This is a genomic window from Mycobacterium alsense (assembly GCF_002086635.1).
Classification (GTDB): Bacteria; Actinomycetota; Actinomycetes; order Mycobacteriales; family Mycobacteriaceae; genus Mycobacterium; species Mycobacterium alsense.
The window spans coordinates 1-21928 of the sequence record NZ_MVHD01000057.1 but is presented as its reverse complement, the minus strand read 5'-3'; the positions used below and the strand labels follow the sequence as shown (position 1 = coordinate 21928).

Genomic DNA, 21928 nt, shown 5'->3' with positions numbered 1-21928 from the left:
GGGGCAAGTGCTATAGACCATGAACTCCAAACGGCGCCGGATGCAGGCGAAGCTGGCGGCCCTGCCCGGCGTCCGGCCGGTGCGCAGGCCGGTTTCGCCGGGCAGCGGCGACGAGTTCGACCTCTACTACGTGCGCAGCGGCCGCAAGTCCCCCCACCCGCTGGTGATCATCCCCGGCGGACCGGGTGTGGCGTCGGTGCAGATGTACAAGGGGCTGCGCCGCCGGGCGGCTGCCGCCGGCCTCGACGTCATCATGATCGAGCATCGGGGCGTGGGCATGTCGCGCCACGACGACTCCGGCGTCGACCTGCCGCCCCGCGCGCTCACCGTCAACCAGGTCGTCGACGACGTGGCGGCGGTGCTAGACGACGCCCGCACCGAGAAGGCCGTCATCTACGGGACCTCCTACGGCACCTACATCGCGGCCGGGGTGGGCGTGCGCCATCCCGACCGGGTGCAGGCGATGGTCCTCGATTCGCCGCTGCTGTCGCGGCACGACATCGTGATCGTGCGCCGCGCGATCCGCCGGCTGCTGCTGCGGGGTGACAGCCCCGAAACCGCGCCGCTGGCACCGAAAGTCCGCAAGCTCGTCGACGCCGGGGTGATGACCGCGTCGGCGACCCAGGTCGTCGCGACGATCTACGGTTACGGTGGCGCCACGCTGCTCGACCGGCAACTCGACCTGCTGCTCGATGGTCGAAAGGCCTTGTGGTGGGCGATATCCCGGTTCGCCACCCTGAGCAATCTGCCGTTCCGCTACGAGGAAGACCTGGTGAGCCGCATCGCCTTCCGCGAGCTCGACTACGCCGCCCAACCCGACGGGTTGCCGCTCGATCCCGCCGTGGCGGAACGCGAAACCCGCACCCAGAAGGTGAGTTTCGAGGACGAGCCCTACGACCTGCCCGCCGAGATGCCCAATTTCCATTGGCCCACGGTGGTGATCTCCGGCGGCCGCGACCTCATCACCCCGCCGCCGGTCGCTCAGCGGGCCGCGGCGCTGGTGCCGGGCGCGGTGCTGATGAAACTTCCCACCATGGCGCACAGCGCGCTGGACTTTCGCGAGCCCGCCGCCCTGCACATTGCCGCGGCGGTGTGCCGGGGCGACCTCGACGGGCTGGCCGCGCGGGCGCCCGCGCTCGACGCGCTCCCGCCGCGGCCCTCAATCCGCTTGCTGTGGAAGGCGATCGAGGTGGCCGCGATCGCCGAGGCCGCCGTGCCGACGCTGCCGGCCCCGAGGCCGCCGTGGCGCCGGCTCAGGTCGGCATGAACCCGATCGCGGTGTAGTCGAGGTCGGCGAGGCCGACCGCGCCGAAGTTGGCCAGCGTGCTGCGCACCGCGGCGTCGCCGGGCGATTGGGTCAGCGGCAGGCTGAATCCTTCGGCCCAGATGAGCTTGTCGAGGTCGTTGGCCAGCGCCCGCGCCTTGCCCGGGTCGAGCTCTTCGAGCGTGCGCTCGATCGCGGCGTCGATCTCGGGGCTGCCGATCTTGCCGAAGTTGCTCGCCCCGTCGGACTGGTAGATCTGGGTCAGCCCGGACAGCGGGAAGGCGTCGCCGAGCCAGCCGAACTGGGCGATGTCGAAATCCCCGACGTTGATGTAGTTGGTGAAGAAGCCGCTGCCGGACCGGGAGACGAGATCGAGCTTGACGCCGACCTGGGCGAGGCTGTGCTGGGCGATCTGCGCGATCACCTTGCTGCCCGCCGCGTCGTAGAACAAGTCGCGGATGACCAGCGGGCGGCCGTTCTTCTCGCGGAACTGCCCGTTGAGCTTCCACCCCAGGGCGTCGAGCTCGCGGCGCGCCGCGGCGGGGTCGTAGGGCACGACGGCGCCGTTGTCCTGGTAGCCCTCCTGCCCGGCGACGTAGATGTGGTTGCCCAGCGCCACCGGGTTGCTGGTGAGGCCGTACTGCACGACCTTGGCGATGGTCTGCCGGTCGATGCCCTTGGCCACGGCGACCCGTAGCGCCTTGTCTTCCAGGATCGCCCCGCGGGCGCCGTTGAACGTGAGGTGCGACCAGCTGGGGGCGGGGGCGCGCCGGATCGAGACGCCCTTGGTGCGCTGCGCGATGGTCAGTTCGTCCACCGAGCCGATCCCCGTCGCGTCGATGGTGTTGTTCTGCAGCGCCGGCAGCCGCGCGGCGTCGTCCAGCACCAGGTAGGTGATGCTGTCCAGGCGTGGCCGCCGGCCCCACCATTTCGGGTTGCGGGTCAACGTGATTCGCTGCGCGGTCCGGTCCAGCTTCGACACGATGAACGGGCCCGCAGACGGTCCGGGCGCGTCGAGCTGACCGTTGTTGAAGACCTGGGGCGTGGCCGTCATGGCGGCCGGCAGCAGCATGCCGTTGCCCGCGAACATGCCGCGCCACTCCGCGTACGGCTTGGCGAAGGTCATGATCGCCTGCCGGTCGTCGACCCCGCGGGCGACCGAGGCGACCCGATCGGCGCCGCCGGGACCGGCGATCGCGAAGTCCTTGTCGACGCCGCTGAGGGCGTGGATCTGGCTCGCGATGTCGCGCCAGGTGATCGGCGTGCCGTCGGACCACACCGCTTTGGGGTTGATCGTGTAGGTGACGACCTGGGGGTCGGTGCCGGTGAGTTCGACGCTGGTGAAGTAGTCGGTGTCGACGGTCGTCGAGCCGTCGGGCCCGATGGTGAACGCCCGCGGCAGGGTGGCCTTCATCATCGAGGCGACCTCGGCCGAGTTGCCGTCGATGCTGAGGATGTTGAAGTTCGGCGGGAAGGCGCCGAGCGCCAACCGCAGGTCGCCGCCGTCGCGCAGCGTCGCGGGGTCGCGCGGGTTGACGTCGCTGGTCCTGCCGATCTGGGCGCTGTTGCCGGCCGGGGGAGCGAGGTCGATGGCCGGCGAGCACCCGGTGAGCGCGAGTGCGGCGACCATCAGTAGGGCCGCGGCACATCGAGTCTGCGCCCAGAGCGCGCAAAACCCCCGAAACGGCGCGCAGAGCGCAGTCTCGACGCCGGACAAGCTGTGCCTAGACATGCGGCACCGACTCCAGCAGCCGGCGCGTGTACTCGTGCTGCGGGTTGGCGAAAAGCTGCTCGCTGTCGCCCTGCTCGACGATTGCGCCGGCGTACATCACCGCTACATCGTGGGCGAGGTGCTTGACCACCGAAAGATCGTGGGAGACAAACAAGTACGACAGGCCGAATCGTTCCTGCAGATCCAGCAGCAGGTTGATGATCCCCGCCTGGATGGAGACGTCGAGCGCCGACACCGGTTCGTCGAGGGCCAGGATTTTGGGCTGCAGCGCCAGCGCCCGCGCGATGCCGATGCGCTGCTTTTGCCCGCCGGAAAACTCGGCGGGATAGCGGGCCGCGTCCGCGCGGCGCAACCCCACGATCTCCAGCAGGTCGGCGACGCGGGTGTTGGTGTCGCCCTTGTCGAACCCGTTGGCCCGCAACGGCTCGGCGAGCAGCTCGAAGACGGGCAGCCGCGGGTCCAGTGACGCCACCGGGTCCTGGAACACGACCTGGATGTCGCGCCGCAACGCGCGCCGGCCCCGGGCGCTCAGTGAAGCGACGTCGCTGCCCAGCACCTCGATCGAGCCCGACTGTGGCGCAACGAGTTCCAGGATCTCGTGCAGGGTGGTCGACTTGCCCGAACCCGACTCGCCGACGATGCCGAGCGTGCGGCCCTGCCGCAGCTCGAAGCTGACGCCGTCGACGGCGCGAACCTCGCCGATTGCGCGGCGCAATACCACGCCCTTGGTCAGCCGGTAGGTCCTGACCAGGTCGCGCACCCGGACCACCACCGACGAGTCGCCGGGCGCCGCGGGGCGGGCGGACGTGTTGACCCCGTAGATGTCCGCGGCGCTGCGGTCGCCCACCTGGTCGGTGCGGATGCACGCCGCGCGATGATCGGGGCCGACCGCGATCAGGTCCGGTTCCGCGGCGCGGCACTCGTCGATGGCCAGCGGGCAGCGCGGCGCGAAGGGGCACCCCGGCTCGAGGCCGGCCAGCGACGGCGGCGCCCCGGGGATGGGCACCAGCCGGGTGCCCTGCGTGGCGTCCAACCGGGGGACCGACCCCAACAGGCCTACGGTGTACGGCATCTGGCGGGCGCGGTACAGGTCGGCGACGGCCGCATGCTCGACGACCCGCCCGGCGTACATCACCAGCGCGCGGTCGGCGAACTCGGCGACGACGCCGAGGTCGTGGGTGATGATGAGCACCCCGGCGCCGGTGACGTCGCGGGCGGTCTTGAGCACCTCGAGGATCTGCGCCTGCACGGTGACGTCCAGGGCGGTCGTCGGCTCGTCGCAGATCAACAGGTCGGGGTCGTTGGCGATCGCGATCGCGATGACCACCCGCTGCCGTTCGCCGCCGGACAACTCGTGCGGGAACGCCCGCGCGCGTCGTTCCGGCTGCGAGATTCCAACCAGCTCAAGCAGTTCCACCGCGCGCCGCCGGGCCGCCCGACGGCCCACGCGGGGCTGGTGCACCTCGACCGCCTCGGCGATCTGGTCGCCGACGGTGTAGACCGGCGTCAGCGCCGACATCGGATCCTGGAACACCATGCCGACCGCCTTGCCGCGGAACCGCGACATCGCGTCGTCGGACAGCCCCAGCAGCTCGGTCCCGTGCAACCGCACCGAGCCGCGCACCCGGGCGTGCTCCGGCAGCAGGCCCACCACCGCCATCGCCGACACGGACTTGCCCGACCCCGATTCGCCGACCATCGCGACGACCTCGCGGGGCTCGACGTGGTAGCTGATGCCGCGCACCGCGGTCACCGGCGGGCCGTCGGCGGGGAAGGTGACTGCCAGGTCGTTCACCTCCAGCAGCGGGCTCATCGGGCGCCGCTGCCGGGGTCGAGCGCGTCGCGCAGCCCGTCGCCGGCCAGGTTGGCGCACAACAGGATCAGCACCAGTACGCCGGCCGGGAACAGAAACACCCACGGGAAGGTGGTGGCGGATTGGGTGCCGTTGGCGATGAGCGTGCCCAGCGACACGTCCGGGGGCTGGACGCCGAAACCCAGGAAGCTCAGGCCGGTTTCGGCCAGGATTGCCGCGGCGACGTTGAGCGTGGCGTCGATGATCAGGATGGACGCCACGTTGGGCACCACATGCCCGATGATGATCCGGCGGCTGGAGACGCCCATGTACCGTGCGGCGCGGATGAATTCGCGCTCACGCAGGCTCATCGTCATGCCGCGCACCATGCGCGAGCTGATCATCCAGCCGAAGCCGGCCAGCAGCAGCACCAGCAGCAGGATGCCGGACGACTTACTCGTCCGGGGGGTGATGATGGTGATGATGATGAACGAGGGCACCACCAGCAGCAGGTCGACGATCCACATCAGCACCCGGTCCCGCCAGCCACCGAAGTAGCCGGCGATCGACCCGACGGTGGCGGCGATGCCGGTGGAGATGACCGCCACGCAGACGCCGATCAGCATCGACTTCTGCATGCCCCGCAGGATCTGCGCCAGCAGGTCCTGGCCCAGCGCGTTGGTGCCGAGCCAGTGCCGGGCGTTCGGCGGCTGCAGCAGCGCGTTGAAGTCGAGGTCGTCGTAGGAGTAGGGCAGCAGCGAGGGCAGGGTGTAGCAGCCGACGAACAGCAGCACCAGCAGGGCCAGCGATCCCACGGCCAGCCGGTTGCGGGCCAGCCTGCGCAGCACCAGGGTGCGCAGCGAGGCGAACTCCGTGACCTCCGAGCCGGAGACCCCTTGCGCGGCAGACACTTCCGAAGCCGTCATGATACCCGGACCCGTGGATCGAGCGCCGCGTAGATGACGTCGGACAGCAGGCCGGCCAGTAGCACCACCGTGCCGGAGAACAGGGTGATCGCGGCGATGATGTTGGTGTCCTGGGTCGAAATCCCCTGCAGCAGCCACTCGCCCATGCCGTGCCAGCCGAAGATCTTCTCGACGAACACCGCCCCGGTGACCAGCCCGGCGACCCCGTAGGCGAACAGCGTGGCCAGCGGGATCAGCGCGGTGCGCAGGCCGTGCTTGAGCAGTGCGCGCCGGCGGGTGAGGCCCTTGGCGCGGGCGGTCCGGATGAAGTCCTGGCCGAGGACGTCGAGCATGGCGTTGCGCTGATACCGGCTGTATCCGGCGGCGGCGGCCAGCGCCAGCGTCAGCGTCGGCAGGATCAAATGCCGCAGCCGGTCGACGACGTGTGCCCAGGTCCCGCCGCCGACGCCGGGTGACGTCTCGCCGGTGTAGTCGAAGAGCTGGACGCCCAAGGCCCAATTGACCCGCAGCGCACCGAGGATCAACAGGTTGGCGATGACGAACGTCGGGGCGCTCAACACCAGCAGCGCCAGCGTGGTGACGACCCGGTCGCTGAACCGGTACTGGCGGATCGCGCCCCATGCCCCGGCCGCGATGCCCAGCACCGTGCCCACCACCGAGCCGATGATCAGCAGCCGCAGGCTGACCCCGACGCGGCGCCACAGCGTCTCGCCGACGGGCTGGCCGGTGATCGTCGTTCCGAAGTCGCCGCGGAGGGCGTGCGTGGCCCAGTGCGCGTAGCGGATCGGTATCGGCTGGTCCAGGCCGAGCGCGTGGGCCTTGGCGTCGATCACGGCCTGCGGCGGGCGCGGGTTGCGCTGCAGCAGGCTGTCCAGGGGGGAGAAGGTCAGCGATGTCAGGCAGTAGGCGAGAAACGACACCAGCGCCAGCAGCACGACGTAGTTGAGCAGCCGGCGCGCCAGAAAGCGAGTCATGCCCGACCGAGCCGCCCGTGCCGCATTGGGACAGGTTAGCGAGCCGGCGACGGCCGGGCGGAGTCACGCCGCGTCGTGTCGGGACGGTGTCGGTCGCGGTCTTGCAAAGCCGCGCACCAATGTGCCCGCCTCACAGCGACTTCGACGGGATTCGCGCGCCTGCCACCCCTCCCCGCGATCACTCGAGTGGCGCGAGAGACATCGGATACCGCCTGATTTTTACCCGTGAACTGCGCCCGGCCGGTTGTTAAGATCGGCACCGCCCAACATCAGGAGGCTTGCGTGACCGTTACCGACGACTACCTGGCTAACAACGCCCAATACGCGAGCGGCTTCAACGGCCCGCTCCCCATGCCCCCGAGCAAGCACGTCGCGGTCGTGGCGTGCATGGACGCCCGGCTGGACGTCTATCGCCTGCTCGGCATCAACGAGGGGGAGTCGCACGTCATCCGCAACGCCGGCGGGGTCGTCACCGACGACGTCGTCCGCTCGCTGGCCATCAGCCAGCGGCTGCTGGGGACCCGGGAGATCATCCTGATCCACCACACCGACTGCGGGATGCTGACCTTCACCGACGACGACTTCAAGCGCACCATCCAGGACGAGATCGGCATCAAGCCGCCGTGGGCGCCCGAGGCGTTCCCGGACCCCGCCGAGGACGTCCGGCAGTCGCTGCGCCGCATCGAGAACAGCCCGTTCGTTGACAAGCACACCTCGGCGCGCGGCTTCGTCTTCGACGTCGCCACCGGCAAGCTCAACGAGGTCACCGTCTAGCGCCACGCCTTCGCCGAGCGTGCAGCCATTGCGAAAAAGTGGCTGGATTTTCGCACTGGTTACACGTTCGGCGACGAGTCAGCCGACCTTGTAGGTCGCGAGGGCCTTGGCCACCAGCGTGCCCCGCGGATCGACGATCTCGGCCTCGCAGTTGACCAGCGACCGCCCGCGCCGCAACACCCGGCCCACCCCGATCACGTCGGTGGCCCGCGCCGGCGCCATGAAGTCCAGCGCCATCGACACCGTCACCCCGCGCAGCTGCGGGGGAGCGTCCACGCCGCACCACGCCGCCGCCATGACGGTCACGTCGGCCAGCGTGGCGATGGCCCCGCCGTGGACCATGTCGCCGATGGTCACGTTGGACGGATCCCACGGCAGCCGCAACCGCACTTCGTCGCCGTCGAGCTGCTCGGCCACGATGCCCAGCTTCGCGACGAACGGGGATTGGGGGATGAATTGCGCGATGACATCGCGCCCGCTCTGCGTTTCGGTTGTCATGCGTCCATGTTTTCGCACCGGTCGCACGCCGCGAAAGATAGCCGCCCTACGCATTGACAGCGACGAACGCGGCTGGTTGCATAGGTGGCAATGAGCATAAAGATGGTCAATCCGATCATATTTACCAGAGATAACTTCGTCCGACTCAAGAGGTAGCCAATGACCAGCGCTGTTACGGCGGGCCCCGCCGCCGGCCAATACGAGCTGAGCCACCTGCGCTCGCTCGAGGCCGAGGCGATTCACATCATCCGGGAGGTGGCCGCGGAGTTCGAACGCCCGGTGCTGCTGTTCTCGGGCGGCAAGGACTCCATCGTCATGCTGCACCTGGCGCTCAAGGCGTTCCGGCCGGGACGGCTGCCGTTCCCGGTGATGCACGTCGACACCGGCCACAACTTCGACGAGGTGATCGCCACCCGCGACGAGCTGGTCGCCGAGCACGGGGTGCGCCTGGTGGTGGCTTCCGTGCAGGAGGACATCGACGCCGGGCGGGTCGTCGAGACGATCCCGTCGCGCAACCCGATCCAGACGGTGACGCTGCTGCGGGCCATCCGGGAGAACAAGTTCGACGCCGCGTTCGGCGGGGCGCGCCGCGACGAGGAGAAGGCGCGGGCCAAGGAGCGAGTGTTCAGCTTCCGCGACGAGTTCGGCCAGTGGGACCCCAAGGCGCAGCGGCCCGAGCTGTGGAACCTCTACAACGGCCGCCACCACAAGGGCGAGCACATCCGCGTGTTCCCGCTGTCGAACTGGACCGAGTTCGACATCTGGTCCTACATCGGCGCCGAGAAGGTCAAGCTGCCGTCGATCTACTTCGCGCACCGGCGCAAGGTGTTCCGCCGCGACGGCATGCTGCTGGCGGTGCACCGGCACATGCAGCCGCGCGTCGACGAGCCGGTGTTCGAGGCGACGGTGCGGTTCCGCACCGTCGGCGACGTCACGTGTACCGGATGCGTGGAGTCGACCGCCGCCACCGTGTCGGAGGTTATCGCCGAGACCGCGGTCTCACGGCTGACCGAGCGCGGCGCCACCCGCGCCGACGACCGCATCTCGGAGGCCGGGATGGAAGACCGCAAGCGGCAGGGATACTTCTGATGGCCGCCCCCGCAACGCTGCTGCGGCTCGCGACCGCCGGCTCCGTCGACGACGGCAAGTCCACGCTGATCGGCCGCCTGCTCTACGACTCCAAGGCCGTGATGGAGGACCAGTGGGCGTCGGTGGAAAAGACGTCCAAGGAACGCGGCCACGACTACACCGACCTCGCGCTGGTGACCGACGGCCTGCGGGCCGAGCGGGAGCAGGGCATCACCATCGACGTCGCCTACCGCTATTTCGCCACGCCCAAGCGGAAATTCATCATCGCCGACACGCCGGGCCACATCCAGTACACCCGCAACATGGTGACCGGCGCGTCGACCGCCCAACTCGTGATCGTGCTCGTCGACGCCCGGCACGGCCTGCTCGAGCAGTCGAGGCGGCACGCCTTCCTGGCGTCGCTGCTGGGCATCCAGCACATCGTGCTCGCGGTCAACAAGATGGACCTGATCGACTGGGACAAAACCAAATTCGAGACGATCCGCGACGAATTCCACGCCTTCGCGGCGCGGCTCGACGTGCAGGACGTCGCGACCATCCCGATCTCCGCGCTCAACGGCGACAATGTGGTGACCAAGTCGGACAACTCGCCGTGGTACGAGGGGCCGGCGCTGCTGTCGCACCTCGAGGAGGTCTACATCGCCGGCGACCGCAACCTGGTCGACGTGCGCTTCCCGGTCCAATACGTCATCCGGCCGCAGACCCGCGAGCACCAGGACCACCGCAGCTACGCCGGCACCGTCGCCAGCGGGGTGATGCGCCCCGGTGATGAGGTGGTGGTGCTGCCGGTCGGCAAGACCACCCGCATCACCGCAATCGAGGGTGCCACCGGCCCCGTGGAGGAAGCGTTTCCGCCGATGGCCGTCTCGGTGAGCCTCGCCGACGACATCGACATCTCGCGCGGCGACATGATCGCGCGCGCCCACAACCAGCCCAGGGTCACACAGGATTTCGACGCGACCGTGTGCTGGATGGCCGACGGTTCGACCCTGGAGCCCGGCCACGACTACCTCATCAAGCACACCACGCGCACCACGCGCGCGCGGGTCACCGCGCTGGAGTACCGGCTCGACGTCAACACCCTGCACCGCGACAAGACCGCAACGGCGTTGCAGCTCAACGAACTTGGCCGCATCTCGCTGCGCACCCAGGTTCCGCTGCTGCTCGACGAGTACACCCGCAACGCCAGCACCGGCTCGTTCATCCTCATCGACCCCAACACCAACGGAACGGTGGCGGCGGGCATGGTGTTGCGCGACGTCTCGGCGCAGACGGCCAGCCCCAACACCGTTCGGCACAAGTCGCTCGTCGGCGCCGACGCCCGGCCGCGGGGCCGCACGATCTGGTTCACCGGCCTGTCGGGCTCCGGAAAGTCGACCGTGGCCATGCAGGTCGAGCGGCTGCTGCTCGAAAGCGGCGTTCCCGCTTACGTTCTCGACGGCGACAACCTGCGCCACGGCCTCAATGCCGACCTGGGGTTCTCCATGGCCGACCGCGCCGAGAACCTGCGCCGGCTGGCGCACGTGGCCGCGCTGCTGGCCGACTGCGGCCAAACCGTGCTGGTGCCGGCGATCAGCCCGCTGGCCGAGCACCGCGAACTGGCGCGCAAAGTGCACGCCGAGGCCGGCTTCGAGTTCTTCGAGGTCTTCTGCGACACCCCGATCGACGAGTGCGAGACGCGTGATCCCAAGGGGCTGTACGCCAAAGCGCGCGCCGGTGAGATCGCGAACTTCACCGGCATCGACAGCCCGTATCAGCAACCGGAGAACCCGGACCTGCGGCTGACACCGGATCGCGGCGTCGACGAGCAGGCGCGGCTGGTCATCGACCTGCTCCAGTTGCGCGGCTAGGCCCCGCGGGGACGGGTGGCACAATCCTCCCATGCGGATGTCGGCCAAAGCGGAATACGCGGTGCGGGCGATGGTCCAGCTCGCCACGGCCGCCAGCGGCACGTTGGTGACCACCGAGGAATTGGCCCACGCGCAGGGCATACCGCCGCAATTCCTCGTCGACATCCTCACCAACCTGCGCACCGATCGCCTGGTGCGCAGCCACCGTGGCCGCGAGGGCGGCTACGAACTGGCCCGGCCCCCGGACGAGATCAGCATCGCCGACGTCCTTCGCTGCATCGACGGCCCGCTGGCCAGCGTCCGCGACATCGGGCTGGGTGACCTGCCCTACTCCGGGCCCACCGCGCCGCTGGCCGACGTGTGGCGGGCGCTGCGCGCCAGCATGCGCTCGGTGCTGGAGGAAACGACGTTGGCCGACGTCGCGACCGGCGCCCTGCCCAAGCACGTCGCGCAGTTCGCCGACGACTATCGCGACCAGGAACACGTGCGGCACGGCTCGCCGCGCGGCGACTAGCCCGAGCCGTAGGGCCGCGTCAGGATCTCCATCGCGTGGCCGGAGGGGTCCAGGAAGTAGACGCCGCGCCCGCCGTCCCGGCGGTTGATCTCGCCGGGGCGCTGCTGGCGGGGGTCGGCCCAGTGCGCCAGCCCGCGAGATTGGATCTTGCCGTAGATGGCGTCGAAGTCGTCCTCGGAAACCAGGAACGCGTAGTGCTGGCGGTGGATCTCCTCGCCCTCGGGCGCATCGGCGTAGTCGAGGCTGGCCCCGTGCTCGAGCGTGACGGCCATGAAATGGCCGACGGGCTGCGGGCTGGGCAGGCCGAACAGCTCGGCGAGGAACTCCGCGGACTCCCGCTTGTCGCGCGCGGCGACGATGGTGTGGTTGAAAGCGATCGCCATACTTCCTCTCTACCCCTTCCGCGCGAGCGCCCGCGTCTGCACGGCGACACGCCGTGTGGGCGGTCATTTGCGGACTCTCGCGCCGGGGGGCGAGCACTACTTGGGCGCCGTCAGCTCCAGGGCGATGTTGTCCGGGTCGCGAAACTCGAGGATGTACGACGGGCCGATGTCCTTGACGGGCTCGTGTGCGACGCCCACCGCGTCGAGATGGGCTGCCGCGGCGTCTAATTCGGCCTTGCTGCCGAGCCGGAACGCGATGTGGTCCAGGCCGACGCGATCCTCGTCGAAGCGATCGCTCGCGACCGGGCGCAGCCCGAGCAGCGAGCCGCCGAGGTCGTAGATGACGCCGCCGAACAGGAACCCGTACTGGCTGCGGGTGGCCTCGTCGGCGTTCTCGGGGACTTCCAGCAGCACCGGCCAACCGAAGACGCTCTCGTAAAACCGCCGGGATCGCTCGATATCGGTGACGGTCAGCCGGACGTGCGCGATCGAAGTGCTGGTGAAACCCACCCGGTCCATGGTGCCAGAATGCCGTCTGTGCGAATAGCGATGACCATGCCGGTGATGGAGCCCGACCTGGACGCGACGGTGCTGGAGGACTGGGCGCGCGCGATCGACGAGGGCCCCTTCTCGTCGCTGTGTTGGGGCGAGCGCATCACGTTCGAAAACCCGGACAACCTGACGCTGCTCGGCGCGCTGGCCGCGTGGACCCACCGGGTGCGGCTGGTGACGACGGTGATCGTGCCGCAGCTGCACGACCCCGTCATGCTGGCCAAGGCGCTGGCCACCGGCGACCTGCTCTGTGGCGGGCGGTTGACGGTGGGCGTCGGCGTGGGCGGCAGGGACGAGGACTACCGCGCCGTCGGCGCCGACCTGGCGAGCCAGACGATGCGCGGCATGGCCGACCGGGTGGCGGTGATGAAAAGGGTGTGGGCCGGCGAAAAGCTCACCGAGTCGGTGCTGCCGGTGGGCCCCGCGCCCGTGCAGCCCGGCGGCCCGCCGCTGCTGGTCGGCAGCATCGGGCCCAAGACCATCCGCAGCGCGGCGGCGTGGGCCGACGGGCTGGCCGGCACGACGCTGGACCTCGACGCCGCCAAGCAGGGCGAGCTGTTCGACGTGGCGCGTGACGCGTGGGCGCGGGCCGGCAGGCCCGCACCGCACCTGATGACGTCGTTCTGGTTTGCGTTCGGCGAAGCCGAGCAGGCCCGCGCCCAGATGCACCGGCACCTGCGGCGCTACATGAACTGGATACCGGCCGAGTACGTCGACGCGATGGCGCCCACCACCGGCTGGGCCGGCACCGAGGACGAGCTGCTGGCGGTGCTGCGCAAGTTCGAAGGCATCGGCACCGACGAGGTTCAGCTCATCACGACGAGTTCGGACCTCGACCAGCTGCGGCGCGCGGCCGACGTGGTGGGGCGGCTCTAGGCGCGGGGGTATCCCGGCGGAGGCTGACATACTTGGCCCATGCCGACAGCGCGGCGCGGTGAGGCCAGCATCGACATCGCCGCACCCCCCGAGGTCGTGTACGACCTGATCGCCGATGTCACCCGGATGGGCGACTGGAGCCCGGAGTGCTACCGGTGCGAATGGCTCGACGGGGCAACCGAAGCGGCCCCGGGCGTGCGGTTCCGCGGGCACAACCGGCTCGGCCGCCTGCGCTGGGAACGGACGGCGGTGGTCAACACCGCCGAGCGGGGCCGCGAGTTCGCCTTCGCCACCGTCAACGGCCGTGCCGGTCGTGAGGAAACCCGTTGGCGCTACGCGTTTCGGCCCTCGTCGGCGGGCACGCGACTCACCGAGTCGTTCGAATTCCAATGGTGCTCCGTGGCCAACAGGCTCGCCGAGGCGTTCCTCCCCCGGGGGCGTCAGGTCAACCGGGGCATCGAGGAGACGCTGCGGCGCATCAAGCGCGCCGCCGAGGCACGCCCCTGATCACAGCACCCGCACGTCGGACGGTGACCAAAACGCCCGCATCGAGGTGATCTTGGCCTCCTCGTCGAACGTCATCGTGGAGATGGGCGAGATCCGGGTGCGGGTGTCGCCGGCGTCGAGCGTCAGGTGCCAGAGGAACGCGGCCTCGGCGCCGCCGACCCGCAGCTCGGCGAGCTCGGTCTCCTTCTTGGCGTCCTGGAACGCCGCGTAGAACTCGTGGAGGGCCTCGCGGCCGCGGCGAAGCTCCGACCCGATGGGGTCCTCGACGGTGGCGTCGTCGGCGTAGAGCGTCACGATGTCGTCGGCCTTGCCGTTGGCGACGAGGTCGAGGTAGCGGTTGACGGTGTCGGCGATGGCTTCCCGGGATGGCATGGCTTGGGACGCTACTCCTGCCCGCGATACTGACGGGATGCCTTTCATCGAATGCGTGGCGTCGCGCGAGGTCTACCGAAACCGGTGGCTGGTGGTCCGCGAGGACGACATCCGCCGGCCCGACGGCAGCCCGGGCGTCTACGCCGTGGTCGACAAGCCGACGTACGCGCTGGTGATGCCCTACGACGGGCACCGCTTCCGGCTGGTCGAGCAGTATCGGTATCCCCTCGGCGCGCGGCGCTGGGAGTTCCCGCAGGGCAGCGCCCCCGACCTGGCGGAGGTAGAGCCGCAGCAGCTGGCCGAGCGCGAGCTGCGCGAGGAAACGGGGTTGCGCGCCACGACGTTCGAGGCGCTGGGCCTGGTGGACGTGGCCGCCGGGATGAGCAGCCAGCGCGGGTGGGTGTTCTTGGCCACCGGGATCGTCGAGGGCGAGGCGGATCGCGAGCACGAGGAACAGGACATGCGCAGCGCGTGGTTTCCCCGCGAGGAGGTCGAGGAGATGATGCGCACCGGGGTGCTCGTCGATGCCCAGTCGATCGCCGCCTACGGCCTGTTCCTGTTGCGCGAGCGATGACTTTGGCGCCCGGCACCGGTCGATACCGGCATGACGATCACACAACGCAATCTCGACGGTTACGGCGCGCCCCCCATCGACTGGGCCCGCGTCGACGCGGTGCTGGACAGCCAGCTGACGCAGGCGCCCGGCAGCGGCGGCCCGCAACGCCACACGCTGTGGCTCACCACCATCAATCCCGACGGCGGCCCGCACGTGACGCCGGTCGCGATGGTCCGGTGCGGCGGCAGCTGGTACTTCACCTCCGGGCCGGCGACCCGGAAGTCCCGCAACCTGGCCCGCGACGGCAGGTGCGTGGTCAGCGTCGCCACCGATCCGTTCGACCTCGTCGTCGAGGGTGCCGCCAAGCGGGTGACCGATGCGAACGAATTAGCCTCCGTCGCACGGGCTTTCGTCGCCTGGGATTGGCCGGTCGAAGTCGCCGGCGACGCGCTGACGGGCCCGTACAGCGCCCCGTCGGCCGGCCCGGCGCCCTGGCATGTCTATCGCGTCGACCCGTCGACGGTGTTGGCGTTGGGCACGTCGGAACCGTTAGGCGCCACAAAGTTTCAGCTGTCCTGAGCGGAAGGGCCCGCGGGGGTTCTATATTCAGCGTCATGACACTGGACCCCTCGAGCGTCCTACTGACCGATCGCGTCGCGGTGGTCACCGGCGGCGGCGCGGGCATCGGCCGCGGCATCGCGGCGGGGCTGAAGGCCTTCGGCGCGCGGGTCGCGATCTGGGAACGCGACCCCGACTCGTGCGCGTCGGCCGCCGGCGAGATCGGCGCGCTGGGCATACCGGTGGACGTGCGCGACGCCGCCGCGGTGGACGCCGCGCTGGCGCGGACCTCGGCCGAGCTCGGGACGGTGACGATCCTGGTCAACAACGCCGGGGGCGTGTTCTGGTCGGGAATCCTCGACACCACCGAAAACGGTTGGGACGCGCTGTACAAGTCGAACCTGCGCCACGTCTACCTGTGCACGCAGCGGGTGGCCCGCGTCCTCGTCGAGCAGCAACTGCCGGGCAGCGTCATCAGCGTCACCTCGATCGAGGGGGTGCGCGCCGCGCCCGGCTACGCGACGTATGCGGCGGCCAAGGCCGGCGTCATCAACTACACCAAGACCGCGGCGCTCGAGCTCGCCCCGCACGGCATCCGGGTCAACGCGCTGGCGCCCGACATCACCATGACCGAAGGCATCAGGCGGATGGCGCCGCCCGGCGCCGAGGAGCGCATCGGCTTCACGGTCCCGATGGGACGGGCGGGTCACGTCGACGAAATGGCAGGCGCGGCAGTCTTTCTCGCCTCCGATATGTCCAGCTACATCACCGGTCAGACCATCCACGTCGACGGCGGCACGCACGCCGCGAGCGGCTGGTATCACCACCCGGAGACCGGCGCATACGCGCTGGGGCCGACCAACCGTTGAGGACACCATGGCAGACGAAACCTTCGACCGCGCCAACCCGTTCCACCGCGTGATGCGCAGGTTCGCCGCCACACCGGTGGGTGTGGCGATGTTGCGCCCGACGGCGCACCACCTCGACCGGCTGGTCACCAAAGTCACCGGCGGCCGGGCCAGCTTCGCCGGGATCGCGACCGGCGTCCCCGCGGTGATGCTCACCACCACGGGCGCGAAATCGGGGCAGCCGCGCACCGTCGCGGTGTACGGCATCCCGCACCCGGACGGGGTGGCGCTGATCGCGTCCAACTTCGGCGGCGCCAAGCACCCGGCCTGGTACCACAACCTCAAGGCCCATCCGCGGGCCACGGTGACGATCGGGCGCGACACCTGGCGCGCCACCGCCCGGCTCGCCACCCCCGCCGAACGCGACGAGATCTGGGCTAAGGGCCTCGAGATCTACCCGGGCTGGCGCAAGTACGAATCGCGCACCGGCGGCCGCCACATCGAGGCGTTCGTGCTGAGCCGCGATCCGGTCGACGCCCGCGGCGAGTAGCCTTCAAGCCCGACCAGTTCCCCCGCACAGAGGGAGGGCGCGATGACGATCGTGCTGGTGCATGGCAATCCGGAGTCCGACGCGATCTGGGGCCCGCTCGTCGACGCCCTCGAGCGCGACGACGTGGTGCGGCTGTCCCCGCCGGGATTCGGCGCGCCGCTGCCCGACGACTTCCCGGCCACCTATCTCGACTACCGCGACTGGCTCGAGGGCGAGCTGGCGAGGATCGACGGGCCGATCGACCTCGTCGGGCACGACTGGGGCGGCGGGCACGTCGTCAACGCGGTCATGCACCGTCCGGAACTCGTGCGCAGCTGGGTCAGCGACGTCCTGGGCCTCTTCGACCCCGACTACGTCTGGCACGACCTGGCCCAGGTCTGGCAGACGCCGGGGGCCGGCGAGGAGCTGGTCGACACCATGATGGGCGCAACGGTCGAGGACTGGGTGGCACAGGTGGGGCCGCTGGGCATGCCCGCCGACGTCGCCGCCGCCGTCGCGCGGGCGCACGGCCCCGAGATGGGCCGCGCCATCCTGGCCGTCTACCGCTCGGCGGCGCAGCCGGCGATCGCCGAAGCCGGTCGCGCGCTGGAAAACGCGGCGGCCCGCCCCGGCCTGTCGATATTGGCCACCGAGGACACCTACGTCGGGTCGGAGGAGATTCGGCGCCGCGCGGCCGACCGGGCCGGCGCGCGCACGGAAGTCCTTGAGGGGCTGGGGCATTGGTGGATGGTGCAGGACCCGGCGGGCAGCGCCGCCGTGCTCACGCGGTTCTGGGACTCCCTCGACTGAGCGCCCGCTCAATCGCCGTCGGGCGGCGGGAAGCGGGTCAGGCAATACGCGGTGAGGTCCAGCGTCAGCCGGTCGAGCTGAGCCTGCCGGGGCAGGCGGCGCGCACCGGCGGTGAAGCTCGCCACGAACACCGCCGCGATGTTGCGGAGGCTCTTTCGGTTCGCCGCGGCCGCAGCGCTTTTGAGTAGTTTGATGATGTCGGCGCTCTCCACCGCGGACAGCGCCATCATCTTGCGGATTCCCTCGGTGATCTCGGGCTCGTCGGTCAGCTTGCAGATGGCCTGGCCGTGCGCCGCGATCCGGTCGTACAGGCCGCCGAGGCTTTCGGCGTAGACCTGGGTGAGTTGCTCGAGGTATTGCTGGAGGGCATCCGGGTCGTCGGACGTCGGCACCTCGATGGCCGCCGTGCGCTCCCGGATGATCTCGTCCCGGTGCAGCCGCTCGTCGAGCGCGCCCAGGAAGGCCCGCACCTGGGCCTCGAGCGCTGCGTCGGTTGTTTCCCCGGCCACGTCTTCCACGCTAACCGCCCCTGACCTGCGAAAACAAGAGTGCCCCCGGCAGGATTCGAACCTGACGACTAGTGTCGGCGCGGCCGGTTTCATTACGTGCGGCTTCCGTGCCTCCACCTGCTAGTTTGGCACTTTCACCTATCCGGCAGTATAGGACATTGCCGGACACATTGCTATATTGATGTTGTGCGTATCTTGTGCGGAGGTGTGACGGGTGCCGCGTAAACGCCGCGGATTCGGCCGGATCCGACAGGAACGTTCTGGCCGCTACAGCGCCGCCTATATCGGCCCCGACGCAAAGCTGCACCACGCTCCGAGAACGTACGCTACGGAGTCGGACGCCGAGGGTTGGCTCGCTGGCGAGAGGCGGAAGATAGACCTCGGCACCTGGGGAGCTGTTGAGCGTTCAGACGGAATAACGCTCCGCGCCTACACCGCCAAGTGGATTGAGCAGCGGCACCTGCGGCCGCGGACCAGGCAGCACTACGAGTCGATGCTCGAGCGACTCATTCTGCCTGATCTGGGCGACGCGAAGCTTGTCACGTTGACGCCGGCGAAGATCCGCCAGTGGCACGCCGAGCTCGGTGCCGACCACCCCACTCGGAATGCCCACGTCTATGCGCTGTTACATGCGATCTGTGCGACAGCCGTGCAAGACGAAGTTCTCGACGCGAACCCTTGCCGGATCCGCGCGGCGATGCAGACGAAACGCAAACGCGATGTCGAAGTCCTCACTCCCGCCCAGGTGGACCGACTCGCCGCGAAAATGCCGGCCGAATTGCGCGCGAGCGTCGTCCTCGCGGCATGGTGCGGACTGAGATGGGGCGAGACGTCAGAGCTTCGGCGCAAGGACGTCAGCAAGGACTGCGCCACACTGCGCGTCCGCCGGGCAGTCACGTACCGCAAGGGCGAGTTCATCGTCGGAGAGCCGAAAACGGCGGCCGGTGTACGCGATGTCGCTGTTCCGCCGCACATTCGACCGATCATCAAGGCGCACCTCAAAAACCATGTCCGGGCGGATCCCGAATCGCTGCTATTCCCTACAGACGAGGGCCGACACATGCATGGCGACAACTACCGCACCCCGTGGGAGAAAGCCCGTGCGGCCATCGGCAAGCCCAATCTGCGGGTCCACGACTTACGTCACGTCGGGGCAGTTTTAGCCGCTCAAAGCGGTGCTACCACAGCAGAACTCATGCACAGATTGGGACACACGACGCCGCAGATGGCGCTGAAATACCAACACGTCGCCGAGGGCCGGGACGCCGAAATCGCAGAGCGGCTGTCAAAACTCGCGAAGGCCTCCCCAAGTTGACAGATCCCGCGCAGCTGAAAATCACGTGCAATGGCTCAAAGAAGAAGCCACACAAGCCGATTGACGTGGCGACGTACGAGTTCATATGCGCTGACAACCGGTGGCGGCTTATCGGACGCCCGAAAAAGGTGCTCAACTACGCTCGGTTACCCCTTACCATCGACGGCCGACCCACGTTCATGGACTTACCAGCACCCTCGCCTATTCATCCCACGAAAAAGACGAACCGACCCCAGTACGTCGAGCTACCACCGGGCGCGCCTATTCCCGTTCCCGTGCCGAACCACTCTGCGGCGGTCAACACCCAATTCGACTTGCGGTGCCCAAATCACCGCTGCCAGGTCCGCGTCGTCGTGCGCGACTACCCGCGACTCGCTGAGGTGTTCACGACGCTTACCGCCGCTGGAATAGACGTGGCGACATTGCTGGATCTCAACCGCGCCTTGCAACACACCGCCGGCGACGCGTCCTGACGTGTCCAGGTAAGTGCTACTATGACACTGGCCGCCAGGGTCGCACTCGTTGCGTTCTTGAGGCATTGGCCAAGAGCCTCGCTCGGAGGATGAGCTTTTTCATGCCCCGGAGGCTTTCCTCGTGTCCGCAAGAAAAACCCAACCCGCCAAGTACATCGGCCTGCAAGAAGCCGCCACGCACGCCGGGGTCAGTTACCGCACTCTTCGCCGCTGGATAAGCGATGGCCGCTTGAATGCGGTTCGTGTCGGCCCGCGGCTACTCAAGGTTGACGCCGCCGAACTTGAGCGGATCTTCCAGCCGGTCGGTGGCGGCGCAGCATGACCGACAGCCGAAACGGCCCCCCAAAAGAAGTTGGGGCCCCGGAGGGCCCCAACGTCGAAATCAGTGGCCACCACACCACCACAACCGACAACTGTCAGGATAGCCGAGACGGCCGACAGCCCGCATTTGACTCGCTGGCCGCCCAGCGACGCCGGCGTGAGGCCGCCGTGCGCCTTCTCGGCGAAAACCCCGACCCGCTCCATCCGGGCCACCGATACCACAGGCCCACGACAGGTTTCAGGAGCGCCGGCTACCGGGAAGGCTACGCCGCTGCGCTGCAATGGATCTTGCGCGAGCATTCTGCGCACATCGACGAGCTACTCCGCGACAAACTGGCCGTAATCGTTAAGCGGAGCGCGAGCCTGTGAACGACGATTTGATCGCTCGTGGCAAAGCACTCGGGGACTCCGGTATGCACGTGCCGCCACCTGTCACAATCGAGCACAACGGGCACGCTCAGACAGCGGTTCCCGGTTCCCGGACACAGGGTACGGAACCGGGAACCGCCGCGGTTCCCGGTTCCCGGAACCGCACAGGAACCGCCGTCAATAGTGCGGTTCCCGGTTCCGTACCCCCTATACCGGAACCGGGAACCGACGACGAAAAGCCGCTCTACGTGGACATTTCCGCTCTGCTGGACGGCACGGTTCCGCAACCGCCGGAACCGGTACTGCTCAAACGCAGCGACGGCCACCGGCTCTTCTACGCCGGCCAGGTCAATCTGCTCTTCGGCGACCCCGAATCGGGCAAAACGTGGATCTGCTTCGCCTGCGCGGTTGAAGCACTGAAGGCCGCCCGCAAAGTCCTGATCATCGACTTGGACCACAACGGAGCACCGGCGACAGTGCACCGGCTGATCGCCCTGGGCGCGCCCATCGACAGGCTGCGCGACCCGCAGGCATTCCGGTACTGCGAACCAGACGACCGCAGCGAACTACGCCAAATCGTCGGAGACTCGACCCACTGGCGGCCCGCTGTAGCGATTGTCGACAGCATCGGTGAGCTGTTGCCCTTGCATGGCGCCAACTCAAACTCGAGTGACGAGTTCACGGTCGTGCACTCCACCGTCCTCAAACCGCTCGCCAAATCCGGTGCCGCAGTCTTGGCGGTCGATCACCTAGCCAAAAGCCCCGACTCGCGCGCACAGGGCCCTGGCGGTACCGCAGCCAAACGACGTGCGATCGGAGGAGTTTCGGTACGCGTGAAGGCGCGCAAGCCATTCACCCCCGGTCACGGCGGCGAAGCGCTCCTGATCGTCAACAAGGACCGGCACGGCGGCGTACGCGCACACTGCCCAGTCGGAGACCGCGAACCCGTCGCAGGCACATTTAAGCTCTTGGCGTTCAACGACGGCGTACTCGAATGGGCGTTCACAGCACCCGCGGATGGTGAACGCAACGATGATGAAAATGCCCCATCCGAGGACGTCGCCGCGCTTGCCGAGCTGGACCCGCCGCCGGACAGCGTAGAGGACGCCCGCCAGCGCCTGGGCTGGCGAAAACAACGAGCCGCCAATGCATTACGGACATGGCGAGAAGAAAAGACTGAAAGGAACGCGGATCAGTGACCATCTCAAATCGAGGAATTGGACCGGATTTTCCGGTCCTCGACGCACCGCGCCACGAGGAGAAGAACGCGCTCGGCCGCGCAATCGTCGACTGTTTCGGCTTCGTGGAAGCGTATGTCGGCGAGCTTGATTCGTGGGTTTCGATGCCGGTGCGACTGGTCTATGACCAGGCCGCAGGGTGGCACCTCGAATGCGGTCCGTACGACTTCGACCGCTGCGACATAGAGTGCCTGCGCGCCGCCATCGCAAGCTACGACAACGCAACCCGCCACTGAAAGGAAGCGGCAATGAATCAGGAGTACACCAACGCCGAACCGGGTGCGCCCGACCCGATCCGG

General features: G+C 68.7%; 25 protein-coding genes. 16 read left to right on the top strand and 9 right to left on the bottom strand.

What is annotated here, in order from left to right:
• Positions 1-19: 19 nt before the first annotated feature.
• Positions 20-1267 carry an alpha/beta hydrolase gene (locus tag BST11_RS22880; protein WP_083140430.1) on the top strand — a complete coding sequence of 416 codons (1248 nt, stop codon included), beginning with the start codon at positions 20-22 and terminating at the stop codon, positions 1265-1267.
• Here BST11_RS22880 and BST11_RS22875 read toward each other — a convergent pair.
• Genes BST11_RS22875 through BST11_RS22860 form a run of 4 tightly spaced genes read right to left on the bottom strand, consistent with a single transcriptional unit; the run spans position 1254 to position 6688 of the window.
• Complete coding sequence (locus tag BST11_RS22875) at positions 1254-2996, bottom strand: ABC transporter family substrate-binding protein (RefSeq protein ID WP_083140429.1); 1743 nt, start codon at positions 2994-2996, stop codon at positions 1254-1256. The genes BST11_RS22880 and BST11_RS22875 overlap by 14 nt on opposite strands.
• On the bottom strand, positions 2989-4809 hold the full coding sequence (locus BST11_RS22870) for a dipeptide ABC transporter ATP-binding protein (RefSeq protein WP_083140428.1): 1821 nt from the start codon (positions 4807-4809) through the stop codon (positions 2989-2991). The genes BST11_RS22875 and BST11_RS22870 overlap by 8 nt, the downstream gene beginning before the upstream one ends.
• The gene (locus tag BST11_RS22865) at positions 4806-5714 is read right to left on the bottom strand and encodes an ABC transporter permease (protein WP_083140426.1); all 909 of its coding nucleotides are present in this window, start codon (positions 5712-5714) and stop codon (positions 4806-4808) included. The genes BST11_RS22870 and BST11_RS22865 overlap by 4 nt, the downstream gene beginning before the upstream one ends.
• Complete coding sequence (locus BST11_RS22860; RefSeq protein ID WP_083140424.1) at positions 5711-6688, bottom strand: ABC transporter permease; 978 nt, start codon at positions 6686-6688, stop codon at positions 5711-5713. The genes BST11_RS22865 and BST11_RS22860 overlap by 4 nt, the downstream gene beginning before the upstream one ends.
• Before the next feature lie 282 nt (positions 6689-6970).
• On the opposite strand from BST11_RS22860, the gene BST11_RS22855 reads away from it, so the two are divergent.
• Positions 6971-7462: a beta-class carbonic anhydrase gene (locus tag BST11_RS22855; RefSeq protein ID WP_083140422.1), complete on the top strand. Its 492-nt coding sequence runs from the start codon at positions 6971-6973 to the stop codon at positions 7460-7462.
• A gap of 78 nt (positions 7463-7540) precedes the next feature.
• Here the strand turns inward: BST11_RS22855 and BST11_RS22850 are convergent, their stop codons facing one another.
• Positions 7541-7960, bottom strand: coding sequence for a PaaI family thioesterase (locus BST11_RS22850; RefSeq protein ID WP_083140420.1), 420 nt, complete (start codon positions 7958-7960; stop codon positions 7541-7543).
• 159 nt (positions 7961-8119) lie between these two features.
• Here BST11_RS22850 and cysD point away from each other — a divergent pair, with 159 nt between their 5' ends.
• Genes cysD through BST11_RS22835 form a run of 3 tightly spaced genes read left to right on the top strand, consistent with a single transcriptional unit; the run spans position 8120 to position 11413 of the window.
• The gene (gene cysD, locus BST11_RS22845) at positions 8120-9049 is read left to right on the top strand and encodes a sulfate adenylyltransferase subunit CysD (protein ID WP_083140418.1); all 930 of its coding nucleotides are present in this window, start codon (positions 8120-8122) and stop codon (positions 9047-9049) included.
• Positions 9049-10899, top strand: a complete 1851-nt coding sequence (gene cysC / locus BST11_RS22840; RefSeq protein WP_083140416.1) for an adenylyl-sulfate kinase — start codon at positions 9049-9051, stop codon at positions 10897-10899. Before cysD ends, cysC begins: the two co-directional genes overlap by 1 nt.
• 31 nt (positions 10900-10930) lie before the next feature.
• Entirely contained in the window at positions 10931-11413 is a 483-nt protein-coding gene (locus BST11_RS22835; protein WP_083140414.1) for an Rrf2 family transcriptional regulator, read from the top strand.
• Here BST11_RS22835 and BST11_RS22830 read toward each other — a convergent pair.
• A complete protein-coding gene (locus tag BST11_RS22830; RefSeq protein WP_083140412.1) occupies positions 11410-11796 on the bottom strand; it encodes a VOC family protein in 387 nt (128 codons plus the stop codon). The genes BST11_RS22835 and BST11_RS22830 overlap by 4 nt on opposite strands.
• 96 nt (positions 11797-11892) lie before the next feature.
• Positions 11893-12306, bottom strand: a complete 414-nt coding sequence (locus tag BST11_RS22825) for a VOC family protein (protein WP_083140450.1) — start codon at positions 12304-12306, stop codon at positions 11893-11895.
• Positions 12307-12345: 39 nt separating this feature from the next.
• On the opposite strand from BST11_RS22825, the gene BST11_RS22820 reads away from it, so the two are divergent.
• Both BST11_RS22820 and BST11_RS22815 read left to right on the top strand, forming a co-directional pair.
• Positions 12346-13224 (top strand): LLM class flavin-dependent oxidoreductase, encoded by an 879-nt coding sequence (locus tag BST11_RS22820; RefSeq protein WP_083140410.1) that lies wholly within the window; start codon positions 12346-12348, stop codon positions 13222-13224.
• A gap of 39 nt (positions 13225-13263) precedes the next feature.
• Positions 13264-13731, top strand: coding sequence for an SRPBCC family protein (locus BST11_RS22815; RefSeq protein WP_083140408.1), 468 nt, complete (start codon positions 13264-13266; stop codon positions 13729-13731).
• Here the strand turns inward: BST11_RS22815 and BST11_RS22810 are convergent, their stop codons facing one another.
• Positions 13732-14103, bottom strand: a complete 372-nt coding sequence (locus tag BST11_RS22810) for a nuclear transport factor 2 family protein (RefSeq protein WP_083140406.1) — start codon at positions 14101-14103, stop codon at positions 13732-13734. It abuts the gene before it with no gap.
• A 37-nt stretch (positions 14104-14140) separates the two neighbouring features.
• Here BST11_RS22810 and BST11_RS22805 point away from each other — a divergent pair, with 37 nt between their 5' ends.
• The 5 genes from BST11_RS22805 to BST11_RS22785 are packed head-to-tail and all read left to right on the top strand — an operon-like array spanning position 14141 to position 17404.
• Entirely contained in the window at positions 14141-14677 is a 537-nt protein-coding gene (locus BST11_RS22805; protein WP_083140404.1) for an NUDIX domain-containing protein, read from the top strand.
• A 30-nt stretch (positions 14678-14707) separates the two neighbouring features.
• A complete protein-coding gene (locus tag BST11_RS22800) occupies positions 14708-15238 on the top strand; it encodes a pyridoxamine 5'-phosphate oxidase family protein (RefSeq protein WP_083140402.1) in 531 nt (176 codons plus the stop codon).
• A gap of 35 nt (positions 15239-15273) precedes the next feature.
• Positions 15274-16086 carry an SDR family NAD(P)-dependent oxidoreductase gene (locus BST11_RS22795; protein WP_083140400.1) on the top strand — a complete coding sequence of 271 codons (813 nt, stop codon included), beginning with the start codon at positions 15274-15276 and terminating at the stop codon, positions 16084-16086.
• Between the two features lie 7 nt (positions 16087-16093).
• Complete coding sequence (locus BST11_RS22790; protein ID WP_083140398.1) at positions 16094-16615, top strand: nitroreductase family deazaflavin-dependent oxidoreductase; 522 nt, start codon at positions 16094-16096, stop codon at positions 16613-16615.
• Positions 16616-16657: 42 nt separating this feature from the next.
• A complete protein-coding gene (locus BST11_RS22785; RefSeq protein ID WP_083140396.1) occupies positions 16658-17404 on the top strand; it encodes an alpha/beta fold hydrolase in 747 nt (248 codons plus the stop codon).
• A gap of 8 nt (positions 17405-17412) precedes the next feature.
• On the opposite strand, the gene BST11_RS22780 is transcribed toward BST11_RS22785, so the two are convergent.
• Positions 17413-17913: a hypothetical protein gene (locus BST11_RS22780; RefSeq protein WP_142276505.1), complete on the bottom strand. Its 501-nt coding sequence runs from the start codon at positions 17911-17913 to the stop codon at positions 17413-17415.
• A gap of 214 nt (positions 17914-18127) precedes the next feature.
• On the opposite strand from BST11_RS22780, the gene BST11_RS22775 reads away from it, so the two are divergent.
• The 4 genes from BST11_RS22775 (at position 18128) to BST11_RS22755 (ending at position 21865) form a co-directional block, all read left to right on the top strand.
• Positions 18128-19228, top strand: a complete 1101-nt coding sequence (locus tag BST11_RS22775) for a tyrosine-type recombinase/integrase (RefSeq protein WP_083140392.1) — start codon at positions 18128-18130, stop codon at positions 19226-19228.
• A 594-nt stretch (positions 19229-19822) separates the two neighbouring features.
• A complete protein-coding gene (locus tag BST11_RS22765) occupies positions 19823-20023 on the top strand; it encodes a helix-turn-helix domain-containing protein (RefSeq protein WP_244897753.1) in 201 nt (66 codons plus the stop codon).
• 616 nt (positions 20024-20639) lie between these two features.
• Positions 20640-21590 carry an AAA family ATPase gene (locus tag BST11_RS22760; RefSeq protein ID WP_211284767.1) on the top strand — a complete coding sequence of 317 codons (951 nt, stop codon included), beginning with the start codon at positions 20640-20642 and terminating at the stop codon, positions 21588-21590.
• Positions 21587-21865, top strand: a complete 279-nt coding sequence (locus tag BST11_RS22755) for a hypothetical protein (protein ID WP_083140388.1) — start codon at positions 21587-21589, stop codon at positions 21863-21865. The genes BST11_RS22760 and BST11_RS22755 overlap by 4 nt, the downstream gene beginning before the upstream one ends.
• The last annotated feature ends 63 nt before the right edge of the window (positions 21866-21928 follow it).